Consider the following 15505-nt stretch of genomic DNA (forward strand, 5'->3'; position numbering starts at 1 on the left):
TCGGGAGGACGCCATGAGTTCGGGATGCGTTTCAAGGATGGCAGGACTGCTGCTCGGGTTCGGAGCATTCGCATTCGCAACCGATGCATCCGCCGAAACCACGTTGAAGATGTTCGTCACAAGCCAGGGGCAGCCCGGCATCTGGCGCAAGGTGCTCGATCAATACGAAGCGCGCAATCCCGGCGTCAAGGTCGCGATCGAACTCGGCGGCGCGACCTCGGATCTCCAGGCGCAATATCTCAACACGGTGCTCACGGCGAAGGACTCTTCGCTCGATGTGCTGATGCTCGACGTCATACGGCCGGCGCAGTTCGCGGCTGCGGGCTGGACCAGTCCGATCGCAAGCGCAAACATGTCGTCTTATCTCCGCGCTTATGCCGAGGCCAACACCGTCGACGGCAAGGTGGTGGCGCTGCCCGCCTTTGCGGATTCCATGTTCCTCTATTATCGCAAGGACCTGCTCGACAAATACGGGCTGAAGCCGCCGGCGACCTGGGACGAGCTCGCCACTGCCGCGAAGAAGATCGCGGATGGTGAGCAGAATCCGGGCCTCCAGGGCCTCTCGTTCCAGGGCAAGGCGATCGAAGGCGCGGTTTGCACGTTCCTCGTACCGTACTGGAGCCAGGGCAAGGCGGTCGTGAAGGACGGCAAGCTCGATTTCGATCGTGAGGCGGCTACGAAGTCGCTCGCGCTCTGGAAGAGCTTTGCCGATAGCGGTGTCGCCAAGAAGAACATTGCCGAGGTCGCGACCGACGACACGCGCAAGGAGTTCCAGGCCGGCAACGTCGTGTTCGCGGTGAACTGGGCTTATGCCTGGGCCATGACGCAGGGCGCGGACTCCGCCGTGGTCGGCAAGGTCGGGGTCGCCCGGCTCCCGGCGGTCACGGGCGGCGAACAGGCAACGTGCCTCGGAGGTTGGGAGTGGGGCGTTTCAGCCTTTTCCAAGAACCAGGAGGAGGCGAAGAAGCTCGTCGAATTTCTGTCGAGCCCCGAAGTCTCCAAATTCATGGCCATCAACGGTTCGTTGCTGCCGAGTTACCCCAATCTCTACAAGGACGCTGATGTGACCAAGGCGGTGCCGTGGTTCGCCGACGCGCAGCCGATTGTCGAAACCGCAAAACCGCGTCCGGTGACGCCGCGCTACAACGAGGTCAGTGAAGCGATCCGCACGACCGTCAACGCGGTGCTTGCAGGCGTGACCACGCCGGCGGACGGTGCTGCCCAGATCGAGGCGCGCCTGAAGCGGATCCTTCGCTAATGCATGATCCGGCGACGAGCGGGGTGCTTCTCGCGCCCCCGCTCGTGGTCGCGAACTCTTGCGGCGCCTTGTGCGCAATCCGGATCGGACCTAACGACGATGGAATCCATGGTCAAGAACGCAGCGGGTCGCGTCGATACGCGACGTGCGATTCTGTCGCGCTGGCTCGATCCGGACGAGACGACGCTCGCCGTACTGCTCCTGGCACCCGCCGCGATCCTGCTCGGCGTGATGATCGTCTATCCCGTGGGCCGGCTCATCTACACGAGCTTCCTCGACCTGTCGCTGACGTCGGGCCTGCCGGCGCGATTCGCCGGGCTCGCGAACTATCAGCAGATGCTGGACGATCCCGTCTTTTGGCAGGCGACCTGGAACACGATCCTGATCACGCTGATCACGGTGCCCGGCGCGCTGCTTGTCGGGCTCGGACTTGCGCTGCTCGCCAATCTGCCGTTCCAGATGCGATGGCCGGTGAGGCTCTCGCTTCTGATTCCGTGGGCGCTGCCGCTTGCGTTCGCGGGCCTGATCTTCGCATGGTTCTTCCATTCGGAATACGGCGTCGTCAACGATGTGCTTGGTCGGATCGGCTTGCCGGGCGTGATCTGGTTCAACTCGCCGCGTCTCGCCTTCGCCGCGATTTGTCTCGCCATCATCTGGAAGGCCTCGTCCTTCATGGCGATGATCATTCTCGCCGGATTGCAGACCATTCCGCGCTCGCTCTACGAGGCCGCTGATGTCGATGGTGCCGGGCGCGTACGGCAGTTCTTCGAGATCACGCTGCCGCTCTTGAAGCCCACGATCGTGGTCGCGCTGATCTTCCGTACCATCACCTCGCTCCAGACTTTCGATATTCCCTACATGATGACGGGCGGCGGGCCGGGCACCTCGACCGCGACGCTCGCCATGTACATCCATCAGAACACCGTATCCTTCCTCGATCTCGGCTATGGATCGGCGCTTGCGGTGGTGATGTTCGGCCTTTCGATGTGTGTCACGGCGCTTTACCTGCGCATGATCCGCGGCAGCGAGCGCGCATCATGAACGCTTCTGTCTCTTCAGGTGTCGGCTCGCTCCTGTCCGGCAAGCCGTTGCGGGCCATCGCTGCACTTATCCTCGTCGTGAACGGCCTGTTCCCGGCGCTGTGGATTCTGCTGACGTCGTTCAAGACCGAGGCGGAGCTCACGATGAAGCCGATCACCTGGCTGCCGCACGCGGCGACGCTGCGGAATTACAGCCAGGCGTTCTCCGATCAACCGCTGCTGACGTTCCTGTACAACAGCTTCATGGTCGCGCTGCTGTCGACCGCGTTGACCCTGCTGGTCTCGGTTCTGGCGGCCTACGCGCTTGCGCGGCTGAATCTCCGGTTCAGGGGACTGATCATGTCTGTCATCATCGCGGTCTCGACCTTTCCGCTGGTGACGCTGCTGGTGCCCTTGTTCGAGACGATGCGTGCGCTCAATCTGCTCAACACCTGGACGGCATTGATCCTGCCCTACACCGTGCTGAGTCTGCCGGTCTGCACCCTGGTGCTGACGTCCTTCTTCGAGGCCATTCCGCGCGATCTGGAGAATGCCGCCATGATTGACGGCTGCACGCGATTTGGCGCGCTTTTCAAGGTGGTGGTCCCGCTCTCGGCGCCGGGCGTATTCACCGCCGGAATCCTCGCCTTCGTCAATTCCTGGGACGAATTTTTGCTGGCCCTGTCGTTCAACTCCAATCCGGGACTGCGGACGCTGCCCGTCGGCATCCAGCTTTACCAGGGGGAGTTTGCGTTTCCGTGGCCGATCATTTCTGCGGCGCTGGTGGTGGGCATCGTGCCGGTCGCGATCCTGATCGTGATTTTCCAGGAGCGCGTGGTCTCGGGGCTGACCGCAGGTGGCCTCAAGGGATAAGGTCCAGGGTTCAGCAAGGTTTCCAAAATGACAGTCTACGATTCGGTTCGCTATGCCTCTCTCGCTGGTCGCAACGTGCTGATTACCGGTGGAGCCTCCGGCATTGGCGCCGAAATGGTGAGGGCTTTTGCGTCCCAGGGAGCGATCGTCTCTTTCGTCGACATCGATCGGGAGGCGGGACAGGCGACCGCCGCCGCCACGGGCGCGGAGTTCATTGCTTGCGACATCACCGACATTGCCGCGCTGCGCGCCGCGATCGCGGGCGTGGAAGAGCAGCATGGACCGGTCGCGGTGCTCGTCAACAATGCCGCCCGCGATGATCGTCATGCAATGGCCGACGTCGAGCCTGAGACGTGGCGGCGCACGCTGGCGCTGAACCTCGATCACCAGTTTTTCGCGAGCCAGGCGGTGAGCAGGCGGATGGTCGACGCCGGCCGCGGCGCCATCATCATGTTCGGGTCGATCTCCTGGATGCGCGGGATCACCGGCATGGTCGGCTATACAGCAGCGAAGGCCGCAATCAACGGCATGACCAAGACGCTTGCCCGCGAATTGGGGCCCGCGGGCATTCGCGTCAACTGCATCGTACCGGGCGCGATCGTCACCGAACGTCAAGAGCGGCTCTGGGCCACGCCCGACAGCAATCGGGAGTTCATCGACAGCCAGGCGCTCAAATTTCGACTCGATCCCACGCATGTTGCGCGCGTCGCGCTGTTCCTCGGCTCCGACGAGAGCGCAGGCTGCACGGGCGCGAACTTCGTGGTCGATGCCGGCCGGAGCTGAAGGGGCGAAGCAGAATGGACTTGAAACTCGAGACAACCTCATCCGGCTTCGTGGTTTCGATTTGTGGCCGCCAAGTTCTCATCCATAGTGCCGCAGCGCCATGTTTCTTTGTCGGCCAAGGGACCGATCGCATTGCGATGGATCGCGGTCGCTTCGAGATCGAGGATCGCCTGGCCGAACGCTGTCCGCTGGCCCATGCCGAGATCGAAGGCGAGACGATCATGCTTGCCGCGGCCAAGGGCCAGCCCCCGCGCCTGGCCGTTACGCTCGAGGGCAATGCGCTGGTGCTGCGGGCCCTCGATCCATCCGTCAACCGGTTTTGGCTGCGTGTCGTTGCCGAGCGGGACGAGAACGTCTGGGGCGGAGGCGAACAATTCTCCTACTTTGATCTGCGCGGGCGGCGGTTTCCGTTGTGGAGCTCGGAGCCGGGCGTCGGACGCGACAAGACCACCGAGATCACGTTCAGGGCGGATGCGGCGGGTCACGCGGGCGGCGACTACTATCATACGAACTATCCCCAGCCGACTTATGTGTCCTCGGCGCGCTATGCGCTTCATGTCGAAACCTCAGCCTATAGCGTCTTCGATTTTCGCGATCCTGCGTTTCACGAGATCGAAGTCTGGGCTGTTCCGGAGCGCATCGAGCTGTTTGCAGCAGCATCCTTCGTCGGCCTGGTGGAGATCCTGTCCAGCCGTTTCGGGCGCCAGCCGCCGCTTCCGGAGTGGATCTACAACGGTGCGATCGTCGGCCTGAAGGATGGAGCGAACTCATTCAATCGCCTTGCAAGGATACGCGAGGCCGGCGTCAAGGTTGCCGGTCTGTGGTGTGAGGACTGGGTCGGTATCAGGCAGACGGCCTTCGGCTCGCGACTGTTCTGGGACTGGCAGGCCAACGAGACGCGCTATCCGGGCCTGCGACAGCGCATCGCCGAGCTGAACAGCGAGGGCATCCATTTCCTCGGTTATGTGAATCCGTATCTTTGTGACGATGGCGTCCTGTTCAGGGAGGCTGAGGCCGCGGATTACTTCGTCAAGGATGCTTCAGGGCGAGTTGCCCTGATCGATTTCGGACAATTTCACTGCGGCATCGTTGACTTCACCAATCCGGACGCTGCGGCGTGGTTCTCCGAGGAGATCATCGGCAAGCGGATGCTCGACTATGGCCTGTCCGGCTGGATGGCCGATTTTGGCGAGTACCTGCCGGTCGATGTGCGTCTCGCCAGCGGGCTCGACGCAAGGCTTGCGCACAATCAGTGGCCAACGCTATGGGCCGAGGTCAACGCGAAGGCGGTGGCGTCTCGGGGACGAACCGGTGACGCCGTGTTTTTCATGCGGGCGGGCTTCACGGGCGCACAGAAATCGTGCCCGCTGCTCTGGGCCGGCGATCAATCGGTCGACTTTTCGCGACATGACGGGCTGGTCACTGTCATCTGCGCCGCGCTGTCATCGGGATTGCTCGGCAATGCGTTTCATCACTCCGATGTCGGTGGCTATACCAGCCTGTTCGGAAATGTCCGCACGCCAGAGCTCTTCATGCGCTGGACCGAGATGGCGGCATTCACGTCTGTCATGCGCACCCACGAAGGCAATAGGCCCCGCGAGAATGTACAGATCGATGGCGATCCTGCGGTCCTCGCGCACTTCGCCCGGATGACCGCGATCTACGTTCACCTCGCGCCCTATCTCAGGACATTGTCGCTGGAAGCTGCTCGCCGGGGCCTTCCGGTCCAGCGCCCGTTGTTCCTGCATCACGAGGAAGACCGGCGGACCTATGGCATTCAGGATTGCTATCTCTATGGTCGGGACGTGCTGGTCGCACCCGTCTGGCAAGCATCACAGGATGAGCGGAAGCTCTACCTTCCGGCAGGGACCGACTGGGTTCACCTCTGGACGGGCCAGTCATTTGCCGGCGGCCAGGACATATCGATCCAGGCGCCGCTGGGGCGACCCGCGGTTTTCTATCGGGCAGATACCGAATTGGAAAAGCTGTTTGCTGGACTGCTGGATCTATAGTTGCGCGTTGAAAATTCGTAAAATCTGCAGTGCTGCGCGGCGTTCGATGATGCATCACCTCAGGACGCATTGACAGCCGCTATACGCGATAGCAAGCTCGTTCAGGCGTATCTGGCGCAGCCTGAACCAACCGCGCCGAACGAATCCAGCTGGAGTTCCAAAAGTGGCCAGATCAACTCTGCTCGCCGCCGTCTGCGCTTCGGCGCTTGTCGTGGCTTCGGGTGCTTCCGCCAAAACCCTGGTTTTCTGCTCGGAAGGCAGCCCGGAGAACTTCTATCCCGGCGTCAACACCACCGGCACGTCGTTCGACGGCAATGAGCCGATCTACAATCGCATTGTCGAGTTCGAGCGCGGCGGCACGAAGGTGGTGCCGGGCCTCGCGGAAAAATGGACGATCTCACCTGACGGCATCACCTATACCTTCAACTTGCGCAAGGGCGTGAAGTGGCACTCGACGTCCAAATCGTTCAAGCCGACGCGGGAGTTCAATGCTGACGACGTCCTGTTCTCGATCGAGCGACAATGGAAGGACGACAATCCGTATTTCAAGGTGACGAGCCCGAACCATTCCTATTTCGGCGACATGGGCATGCCGAAATTGTTGAAGTCGGTCGAAAAGCTCGATGACTACACGATCAAGATAACGCTCAATCAGCCGGAAGCGCCTTTTCTCGCCGATCTTGCGATGCCCTACGCGGCTATCCAGTCCAAGGAGTATGCGGATGCCATGCTGAAGGCCGGCACGCCTGAGAAGATCGACCAGGATCCGATCGGCACCGGCCCATTCTATCTGGTGCAGTACCAGAAGGACGCCGTGATCCGGTACAAGGCGTTCCCTGAATTCTGGGGCGGCAAGGCGAAGATCGACGACCTCGTCTATGCGATCACGCCGGATGCATCCGTTCGCTGGGCCAAGCTCCAGAAGGGCGAATGCGACGTGATGCCCTATCCGAACCCGGCCGACATCGACGCGATCAAGAAAGATCCGAACGTCACGGTTTTGGAGCAGCCGGGCCTCAACGTCGGCTATCTCGCGTTCCAGACGCAGAAAAAACCCTTCGACGACGTGCGCGTGCGCAAGGCCGTCAGCATGGCGATCGACAAGAAGGCGATCATCGATGCCGTCTATCTGTCGACCGGCATCGCGGCCAAGAACCCAATCCCGCCCACCATGTGGTCATACAACGACAGCGTCAAGGACGACCCCTATGATCCGGCGGCGGCCAAGAAGCTTCTGGCCGACGCAGGATTGCCGGACGGCTTCGAAACCGATCTATGGGCCATGCCGGTGCAACGCCCCTACAATCCGAACGCCAAGCGAATTGCCGAACTGATGCAGGCCGACCTCGCCAAGATCGGCGTCAAGGCCGAGATCAAGTCGTTTGAATGGGGCGAATACCGCAAGCGGTTGCAGGTCGGCGAGCACCAGATGGGCATGTTTGGGTGGACCGGCGACAACGGCGACCCCGACAACTTCTTGCACACGCTGCTGGGCTGCGACTCGGCGAAATCGGGGGGGTCGAATATCGCCAAGTTCTGCTACAAGCCGTTCGACGATCTGGTCGTGAAGGCCAAGGCCGTCAGCGATCAGGCCGAGCGCACCAAGCTGTACGAACAGGCCCAGGTGATCTTCAAGGAGCAGGCGCCGTGGTTCACCATCGCGCATGCGGTGCAGTTGAAGCCCGTCAGCAAGAGGGTGATTGACTTCAAGCTGTCGCCGTTCGGCCGCCACAACTTCTATGGCGTCGACGTCAAGGAATAGCAGAGACAAGGGCGGAGCGGCTTGGCGTTACTCCGCCCGTTTTTCTTTACCTCTTCCGTTGCGGGGAGGGTGGCGGGGAACGGCATGCTCCGGTTCATCTTTACCCGGCTGAGCCTCGTGGTTCCGACCTTTATCGGGATCACGTTGCTGGTGTTCGTGCTTATCCGCCTCATCCCCGGCGATCCCATCGAGACGATGGCGGGCGAACGCGGCATCGATCCGGCCCGGCACGCGCAATTGCGCAAGGACTACGGCTTCGATCAGCCGGTTCTGGTGCAATACGGCCTCTATCTGTCGAGGCTGGTTCATGGCGACCTCGGCCGCTCGATCGTAACCCATGAGCCGGTGATTTCCGAGTTCGGGACGTTATTCCCGGCGACGATCGAACTATCGGTCTGCGCGATCCTGTTTGCGTTATGCCTCGGCTTGCCGGCCGGCATCATCGCGGCGGTCCGGCGCAACTCCATCTTCGATCATGGCGTGATGGGCGTCTCGCTGACCGGATATTCGATGCCGATCTTCTGGTGGGGATTGCTGCTGATCCTGCTTTTTTCCGTGCAACTTGGATGGACTCCGGTGTCGGGCCGGATCGCGGTGCAGTACTACATCGAACCGGTGACCGGCTTCCTGCTGATCGATGCGCTGCTGGCCGGTGATTTCGGCGCGTTTCGCTCGGCGCTGTCGCATCTCGTGCTACCCATGATCGTGCTCGGCACGGTGCCGCTCGCCGTCATCGCCCGCATGACGCGGTCCGCCATGCTGGAGGTGCTGGGCGAAGATTACATCCGCACCGCCCGCGCCAAAGGGGTGCCGCGTTGGCGGGTGATCGCGATCCATGCGTTGCGTAATGCCCTGATCCCGGTGGTGACGGTGATCGGGCTGCAGGTCGGCGTTCTCTTTACCGGCGCGATCCTCACCGAGACCATCTTCTCCTGGCCGGGTGTGGGTAAATGGCTGATCGAGGGCATCAACCGCCGCGACTATCCGGTGCTGCAGGGTGGCACGTTGTTGATCGGCGCGATCGTCATGATCGTCAATCTGTTGGTTGATGTCGCCTATGGGCTGATCAATCCGCGCATCCGGTACACGAGATGACCGCCGAAGCCCTCAAGACGCCCGTCGTGGCGCAACCGAGCGCGCCGCCGCATCCGCTGTTGCAGTTCTGGTCCGACTTCACCGCCAATTTCGGCGCCGTGGCGGGCCTCGCCGTGATCGTGGTTCTGGTTCTGCTCGCGCTCCTTGCCGATGTCGTCGCGCCACATTCCCCGATCCTCACCAACAATGCGGCCTTCCTCAAGCCCCCGTTCTGGCAGCAGGGCGGGTCGATGGCCTATCCGCTTGGTACCGATGCGATCGGCCGCGATATTCTGTCCCGTCTCATCCATGGCGCGCGGCTGTCGCTTCTGATCGGCATTGCGGTGGTCACCTTGTCGGTGGTGACAGGCACGATCCTCGGTCTGATTGCGGGTTTCTTCCGCGGCGTGATCGAGATCGCGATCATGCGGCTGATGGACATCACGCTGACGCTGCCGAGCCTTTTGCTTGCGATCGTGATCGTTGCGATCCTGGGACCAGGCCTGATGAACGCGATGCTGGCGGTCGCAATCGTGCTGCTGCCGCACTATGTGCGGATTGCGCGCGCCGCCGTGATCAGCGAAGTTTCGAAGGATTACGTCGTCGCGGCCAGGGTTGCAGGCGCCGGCCGGCTTCGGTTGATGTTCAAGGAGGTATTGCCGAATTGCGCAGCGCCCCTGATCGTGCAGGCGACGCTCGGCATTTCGACCGCGATCCTCGACGCGGCCGCGCTCGGCTTTCTCGGTCTCGGTGCGCAGCCGCCGCTGCCGGAATGGGGCACCATGCTGGCGGACGCGCGCGAATTCGTGCTGCGGGCCTGGTGGGTCGTCACGCTTCCGGGCCTGGCGATCCTCATGACCGTGCTGGCCTTCAACCTTCTGGGTGACGGGCTGCGCGATGCGCTCGATCCCAAGCTCAAGCGATAGCGTGGTGAAGCCGATCCGATGCCGCTGCTCGAGATTGAAAATCTGTCGGTCGAGTTTCCATCCCAGAACGGGATGGTGCGCGCCGTGGATGGCGTCAGCATGACGCTCGAAAAAGGCGAGGTGCTGGGGATCGTCGGCGAATCCGGCTCCGGCAAGAGCGTCGGCATGCTGGCCCTGATGGGACTCGTGCCCTATCCGGGACGTGTCCGGGCCGACAGGCTGTCGTTTGAGGGAAGGGATCTGCAGGCCTTGTCCGACCGCGAGCGAAACGCGCTCGTTGGCAAGGACGTCGCTATGATCTTCCAGGAGCCGACGACATCGCTCAATCCCTCTTTCACGATCGGCTATCAGCTGGCTGAGACGTTGCACATCCATGAAGGGATGGATCGCAAGGCGGCGCGGCGCCGCGTGATTCAGCTCCTGGAGCAAGTCGGCATTCCGGCGCCGGAGAGCCGGCTGTCGGCCTATCCGCACCAGCTCTCGGGCGGCATGAATCAGCGCGTCATGATCGCGATGGCGATCGCCTGCAATCCAAAACTCCTGATCGCCGATGAGCCGACGACGGCGCTCGATGTCACTATCCAGGCGCAGATCCTCGATCTGCTGCTATCCCTGCAGCGCGATCGTGGCATGGCGCTGATTCTCATCACGCACAACATGGGCGTGGTCTCGGACACGACCGAGCGCGTCGCCGTGATGTATGCGGGCCAGATCATGGAACAGCGCCCGACGCAGAGCCTGTTCGCCTCGCCTCAGCATCCCTATACGGCCGCCCTGCTGGCGGCGCGCCCGGAGGCGAGCGATGGCGGACGGCTCGCCACCATTCCAGGCGTGGTGCCGGGACTTCACGACCGGCCGACCGGGTGCCTGTTCAGTCCGCGTTGCGGCTGTGCGACGCCGCTGACGGACGAAGCGCGGCCCGCGCTGCGCCCATGGATGGACGGCCTGATCCGCTGTCATTATCCGCTCGGTGATTCGACGCGGGAGGAGCGCATCGCGGCCGATCGAAGCGGCGCGCCGATCCCCGAGCACAGGACAGCGTCATGACGGCGCTCGTTACCGCCACCGATCTCAAGCGCAGCTACGAGATCAGGCAGGGCTGGCTTCGTGCCCCGGCACATCTGCAGGCCGTAGGCGGCGTTTCGTTCGCACTTCAAGCCGGCAAGACGCTGGCGGTGGTCGGCGAGTCCGGTTGCGGCAAGTCGACGCTCGCAAGGCTCGTGACGCTGATCGAGAAGCCGAGCGCCGGCACGCTGATGCTCGACGGCGTCGATGCGGTCAATCCCCCGGCGAGCGCCGTCAAGAGGTTGCGCCGTACCGTGCAGATCGTGTTTCAGAACCCCTATGGGTCGCTCAATCCGCGCAAGCGCATCGGCGCCATACTGGAAGAGCCGCTGATCATCAACACAACGCTCTCGAAGCAGGAGCGGCGCGCGCAAGCGCTCGACATGATGGCGAGGGTCGGGCTGCGGCCGGAGCAATATGGCCGCTATCCGCACATGTTCTCGGGCGGCCAGCGTCAGCGCATCGCGATCGCGCGCGCCTTGATGTTGCGGCCGAAGTTGCTGGTTGCCGACGAGCCGGTCTCCGCGCTCGACATGTCGGTGCAAGCGCAGGTTCTCAACCTGCTGGTCGATCTGCAGCGCGAGCTGGGGCTGGCCTACCTCTTCATCTCGCACGATCTCGGCGTGGTGCGTCACATCGCAGATGACGTGATGATCATGTATCTGGGGATCGCAGTCGAGCACGGACCGAAAGAGCGCATCTTTGCGCGGCCGCTGCACCCCTATGCGCAGGCCTTGCTCGACGCGACGCCAGGCCTTGGCCGCAAACGCCAGCGAATCGTGCCGAAGGGCGAGGTGCCTTCGCCGCTCGATCCGCCGAAGGGCTGCGTCTTCTCGACCCGCTGTCCCCATGTGACAGACCTGTGCCGCGCGCAGCGTCCGCCCTTGCGCCCGCTCGACGGTCGCCTCGTCGCCTGCCATTACGCCGAGCGTTTCCTGGAAGGTCAGGCGGCTTAACGATCGGCCTGCCAATAAGGGTTCGTTGCGGAATCTGTCAGGGTTATCCCTGGCCTCCCATCGGAAATGACCTGATGGACGAGGTGCCGCCCCGCACGAAAGATGCTTGCGCCTGGAATGCCGGTGTCACCGACGGCTGGCGAAGGACGCGACGTATATATTGGACTGCGCGCGCTCCTGCCGATCTGAGGGAAGGGCAGCATGGAGAACGTCAAGCGCGCATTCTGGGCCATTCCCGTAATCCTGGCCGTGCTGTGGCTCATCGCTGAACCCACGGTATTTCAGTCGACCACGTTCTTCGGCTTTCGCCGGGCCATGATGCAGTTGACCGGTATCATCGCGATCGGCTGCATGAGCTTGGCAATGATCCTGGCGCTGCGGCCGCGCTGGCCGGAGTCATGGCTCGGCGGTCTCGACAAGATGTACCGCTTGCACAAATGGCTCGGTATCACGGCTCTTGTGGTCGGCATCGTCCATTGGCTCTGGGCCCAGGGTCCGAAATGGGCGGTCGGCTGGGGCTGGCTGGAGCGGCCGGCGCGCGGAGCAAGGCCGGCCATCGAAAACCCCGTCGAGGCGTTCTTTGCGAGGCTGCGCGAACCTGCGGAGGGTTTTGGCGAATGGGCCTTCTATGCCACCGTGGTGCTGATCGCGCTGGCGCTCATCCAGTATTTCCCTTATCGGCTCTTCTACAAGACGCACCGGCTTCTCGCCGTCGCCTATCTGGTGCTGGTCTTTCACGCGGTCGTGCTGATCAGGTTCGGTTACTGGACATCGCCGGTCGGCTGGGTGATGGCACTGCTGCTCGCCTGGGGAACGTGGGCGGCGGTCCTCGTCCTTTTGCGCCGCGTGGGCGTAAGGCAGGTCAAGGGCAGGATCGCCTCGCTACAATACTACCCGGGCGTCAGGGCACTCGAGAGCCAGGTCGAAGTGCCGCGGGGCTGGCCCGGCCACAAGCCCGGCCAGTTCGCCTTCGCGACATCGGACGTCTCGGAAGGGGCACACCCTTACACCATCGCGTCGAGCTGGCATGGCGAAGACCCCAAGATTACGTTCATCACCAAGGAGCTGGGCGACCACACCAGCCGCCTGCGCGAGAAATTGAGCGTTGGGCAAGAGGTGAAGATCGAAGGTCCCTATGGCTGTTTCACCTTCGATGACGATTGCCCGCACCAGATCTGGATCGGTGGCGGAATCGGCATCACGCCTTTTGTTGCGCGCATGAAACACATGGCGCTGCAAAAGGACGCCCCCGATTGGCCCGACGGGCAGACGGTCGATCTTTTCCACACGACGACCGATGTCGACGAGGATGCCCTTGGCAGGCTGGCGACGGATGCCAGATCAGCTGCGGTCCGCCTGCATGTCCTGATCGATGCCCGTGACGGGCTTCTGACGGGCAAGCGTATCCGCGAGGCGGTGCCGCAATGGCGTGAGGCAAGCATCTGGTTCTGCGGCCCGGCGGGTTTTGGCGAAGTGCTGAAACGTGACTTCAGCGCGCACGACTTTCCCGTCAAACGGCGTTTCCATCAGGAACTTTTCGCGATGCGATGAGAACGCGTCGGGCCGCCCACCGTCGCGCAGGTCCGACGCTCTCGCAAAATCTCCAATGATGCCACTATACCCCCGATTTGCCCGACGCGTCAAGCGAAATTCGTAAAATACGAAACTCCATGCCGCCCGGCCGCCGGCTACTTTGCATGGGGTTGTTTTCGACATTTTTGTTGACCCCAGCGGCCCGTGCAAATTCCACCGCGATAAGTCGATCACGCCCTCTGATATCGTTCAGATTTCTGTTGTTCGCCGACCCCGCCGCCTCTACCATTCGCCCGCAAGGCAAGCGTGGTGATCAACTGCACGAGAGGGAGGTTGCGATGAGCCGTACCCGTGCATTGTTGCTGGTCGCGTGCGTGCTGGTGCCGCAGCTTCTGGTGCTTGCGGGATCGGGCCATGCCCAGGGCATCCCGCAAAACATTCCCCGGCGCGAGCTTTTGATCCTGGAGAACCCGGAAGGGACTGTCAAAAACGCGGGCTGGTTCAACATTTGGGCCATCAATGCCGGCTCGCAGTCGAACGGGCTGCAGCAGGCAGCCCTCGACACGCTCTGGTACATCGATCCCGAAAGCGGCCTCGACGGGGTCTGGGACAACTCGCTCGCCGCCGACAAGCCGCAATACAATGCCGACTTCACCGAGATGACGGCAAAGCTACGCAAGGGCATTTTCTGGAGCGACGGGGTCGAGTTCACCGCCGACGACGTCGTCGCGACGGTGACGACCCAGGTCAAGAATCCGGCGATGCGTTTTAGCGCTGTGTTGGCGAGCAATGTCGCCTCCGTCACCGCGCCCGATCCCTACACGGTGGTATTCAAGCTCAAGAAGCCGAACTCGCGCTTCCACGCCAATTTCACGGTGCGCTGGGGCGCGGTGTGGATCTTGCCAAAACACGTCTTCGAGAAGGTCGAGGATCCCGCCAGGTTCGATTTCAACAAGCCGGTTTCCCTCAGTGCCTACGTGCTCTCGAGCTACGATCCTGATGGCAAGTGGTACATCTGGCAGCTCCGCGACGACTGGCAGCGCTCGTCGCTCGGCCGCTACGGCAAGCCCGGGCCAAAATATCTCGCCTATGTCGATCCCGGCCCGCCGGACAAACGGGTCATCGCGCAGCTCAACCACGAGCTCGACGTCGTCCACGACATCGCGCCCGAGGGCATGTTCGCGCTCGCCAAGCAGAGCAAGGCGACGCGGGCCTGGTTCAAGGGTTTTCCTTACGGCCATCCCGATCCGACGCTGCCGGCGGTGATCTTCAACACGCAGAACGAGCTGTTCAGGAATGCTGACGTGCGCTGGGCCCTGGCGCTGCTGATCGACATCAAGGCGGTGTCGATGGCGGCCTATCGGGGTGCCGCCACCATCTCGGCGATCGGCGTGCCGCCGACCGGCGCCCATCCGGCGACCTATCATCAGCCGATGGAAGCGTGGCTCAAGGAGTTTGAGCTCGACACCGGCAAGCGCAAGATCAAGCCGTACGATCCGACGGTCGGGAAGCAGATCGCCGACATGCTGCGGCCGTCGATGGGCGAGCAGATCCCGTCCGATCCAGCCGACATCGCCCGCGCCTTCGGCATGGGCTGGTGGAAGGCCGATCCGCAAGGAGCGCAGGAGCTGTTGGAGAAGGCGGGCTTCACCAAGCGGGGAGGGGCCTGGACCACGCCGGACGGCAAGCCTTTCACCGTTCGCGTTATGGTCGAAGGCGATTTGCGCCCGGTGATGACGCGTGCCGGCACCATGATCGTGCAGCAATGGAAGCAGGCCGGCATCGATGCCAGGATCGACGTGGCGCAGGGGACGCTGCCGACGCGGCGCGCCGCCGGCGATTTCGACACCTTCATCGGCTGGAGCGTCGAGACTTTTGGCGGCCACCAGGATTTGTCCTACTTCCTCGATAGTTGGCACTCGCAATTCGTCGCCGAGCCCGGCAAGGTGCAGCCGCTGCGCAACTGGCAGCGCTGGTCGAACCCCGCGCTCGACAAGATCATCGAGCAGACCCGCACCGTCGGCTTCGACGATCCCCGGTCGATCGAGCTCGGCAAGGACTACGTCAAGCTTGCGGTGAAGGAGATGCCGACCATCCCGCTGATGGCCTACAACGTCTTCACCGCCATGGACCAGACCTACTGGACGGGATTTCCGACCTCGGAAAACCCTTACGCCAATCCGGTCCCGAATTGGGGGAATTCGCGCTACATGTTCGTCAAGCTCAAACCGGCCGGCTAGCACG

General features: G+C 62.6%; 12 protein-coding genes. All 12 read left to right on the forward strand.

Translation table 11 applies throughout. The features are described from left to right. The first annotated feature begins 37 nt into the window (after positions 1 to 37). The 12 genes from JQ632_RS13255 (at position 38) to JQ632_RS13310 (ending at position 15501) form a co-directional block, all read left to right on the forward strand. Complete coding sequence (locus tag JQ632_RS13255; protein ID WP_212402775.1) at positions 38 to 1258, forward strand: ABC transporter substrate-binding protein; 1221 nt, start codon at positions 38 to 40, stop codon at positions 1256 to 1258. Between the two features lie 108 nt (positions 1259 to 1366). Then, positions 1367 to 2299 carry a carbohydrate ABC transporter permease gene (locus JQ632_RS13260; protein ID WP_212402776.1) on the forward strand — a complete coding sequence of 311 codons (933 nt, stop codon included), beginning with the start codon at positions 1367 to 1369 and terminating at the stop codon, positions 2297 to 2299. Continuing rightward, positions 2296 to 3150 (forward strand): carbohydrate ABC transporter permease, encoded by an 855-nt coding sequence (locus JQ632_RS13265; protein ID WP_212402777.1) that lies wholly within the window; start codon positions 2296 to 2298, stop codon positions 3148 to 3150. Before JQ632_RS13260 ends, JQ632_RS13265 begins: the two co-directional genes overlap by 4 nt. Positions 3151 to 3177: 27 nt before the next feature. Next, positions 3178 to 3933 carry an SDR family NAD(P)-dependent oxidoreductase gene (locus tag JQ632_RS13270; RefSeq protein WP_212402778.1) on the forward strand — a complete coding sequence of 252 codons (756 nt, stop codon included), beginning with the start codon at positions 3178 to 3180 and terminating at the stop codon, positions 3931 to 3933. A gap of 20 nt (positions 3934 to 3953) precedes the next feature. After that, positions 3954 to 5945: an alpha-glucosidase gene (locus JQ632_RS13275; RefSeq protein ID WP_212402779.1), complete on the forward strand. Its 1992-nt coding sequence runs from the start codon at positions 3954 to 3956 to the stop codon at positions 5943 to 5945. A gap of 163 nt (positions 5946 to 6108) precedes the next feature. Next, the gene (locus tag JQ632_RS13280; RefSeq protein WP_212402780.1) at positions 6109 to 7707 is read left to right on the forward strand and encodes an ABC transporter substrate-binding protein; all 1599 of its coding nucleotides are present in this window, start codon (positions 6109 to 6111) and stop codon (positions 7705 to 7707) included. Positions 7708 to 7791: 84 nt separating this feature from the next. Next, positions 7792 to 8802 carry an ABC transporter permease subunit gene (locus tag JQ632_RS13285; protein WP_212402907.1) on the forward strand — a complete coding sequence of 337 codons (1011 nt, stop codon included), beginning with the start codon at positions 7792 to 7794 and terminating at the stop codon, positions 8800 to 8802. Continuing rightward, positions 8799 to 9707: an ABC transporter permease subunit gene (locus tag JQ632_RS13290; RefSeq protein WP_212402781.1), complete on the forward strand. Its 909-nt coding sequence runs from the start codon at positions 8799 to 8801 to the stop codon at positions 9705 to 9707. Before JQ632_RS13285 ends, JQ632_RS13290 begins: the two co-directional genes overlap by 4 nt. Positions 9708 to 9725: 18 nt before the next feature. Further along, positions 9726 to 10754 carry an ABC transporter ATP-binding protein gene (locus JQ632_RS13295; RefSeq protein ID WP_212402782.1) on the forward strand — a complete coding sequence of 343 codons (1029 nt, stop codon included), beginning with the start codon at positions 9726 to 9728 and terminating at the stop codon, positions 10752 to 10754. Then, positions 10751 to 11728 carry a peptide ABC transporter ATP-binding protein gene (locus JQ632_RS13300; RefSeq protein WP_212402783.1) on the forward strand — a complete coding sequence of 326 codons (978 nt, stop codon included), beginning with the start codon at positions 10751 to 10753 and terminating at the stop codon, positions 11726 to 11728. The genes JQ632_RS13295 and JQ632_RS13300 overlap by 4 nt, the downstream gene beginning before the upstream one ends. Before the next feature lie 201 nt (positions 11729 to 11929). Further along, positions 11930 to 13279, forward strand: a complete 1350-nt coding sequence (locus JQ632_RS13305) for a ferric reductase-like transmembrane domain-containing protein (protein WP_212402784.1) — start codon at positions 11930 to 11932, stop codon at positions 13277 to 13279. A gap of 320 nt (positions 13280 to 13599) precedes the next feature. Continuing rightward, the gene (locus JQ632_RS13310) at positions 13600 to 15501 is read left to right on the forward strand and encodes an ABC transporter substrate-binding protein (RefSeq protein WP_212402785.1); all 1902 of its coding nucleotides are present in this window, start codon (positions 13600 to 13602) and stop codon (positions 15499 to 15501) included. Positions 15502 to 15505 lie beyond the last annotated feature (4 nt).

Origin of the sequence: Bradyrhizobium liaoningense, from assembly GCF_018130955.1 — a bacterium.
Lineage (GTDB): Bacteria > Pseudomonadota > Alphaproteobacteria > Rhizobiales > Xanthobacteraceae > Bradyrhizobium > Bradyrhizobium liaoningense_C.

Excerpts from the sequence above, each read along its gene's own strand:
- JQ632_RS13285 (WP_212402907.1), top strand. The coding sequence starts at position 7,792 with ATGCTCCGGTTCATCTTTACCCGGCTGAGCCTCGTGGTTCCGACCTTT.
- JQ632_RS13300 (WP_212402783.1), top strand. The coding sequence starts at position 10,751 with ATGACGGCGCTCGTTACCGCCACCGATCTCAAGCGCAGCTACGAGATC.
- JQ632_RS13260 (WP_212402776.1), top strand. The coding sequence starts at position 1,367 with ATGGTCAAGAACGCAGCGGGTCGCGTCGATACGCGACGTGCGATTCTG.
- JQ632_RS13290 (WP_212402781.1), top strand. The coding sequence starts at position 8,799 with ATGACCGCCGAAGCCCTCAAGACGCCCGTCGTGGCGCAACCGAGCGCG.
- JQ632_RS13265 (WP_212402777.1), top strand. The coding sequence starts at position 2,296 with ATGAACGCTTCTGTCTCTTCAGGTGTCGGCTCGCTCCTGTCCGGCAAG.
- JQ632_RS13310 (WP_212402785.1), top strand. The coding sequence starts at position 13,600 with ATGAGCCGTACCCGTGCATTGTTGCTGGTCGCGTGCGTGCTGGTGCCG.
- JQ632_RS13305 (WP_212402784.1), top strand. The coding sequence starts at position 11,930 with ATGGAGAACGTCAAGCGCGCATTCTGGGCCATTCCCGTAATCCTGGCC.
- JQ632_RS13295 (WP_212402782.1), top strand. The coding sequence starts at position 9,726 with ATGCCGCTGCTCGAGATTGAAAATCTGTCGGTCGAGTTTCCATCCCAG.
- JQ632_RS13255 (WP_212402775.1), top strand. The coding sequence starts at position 38 with ATGGCAGGACTGCTGCTCGGGTTCGGAGCATTCGCATTCGCAACCGAT.
- JQ632_RS13270 (WP_212402778.1), top strand. The coding sequence starts at position 3,178 with ATGACAGTCTACGATTCGGTTCGCTATGCCTCTCTCGCTGGTCGCAAC.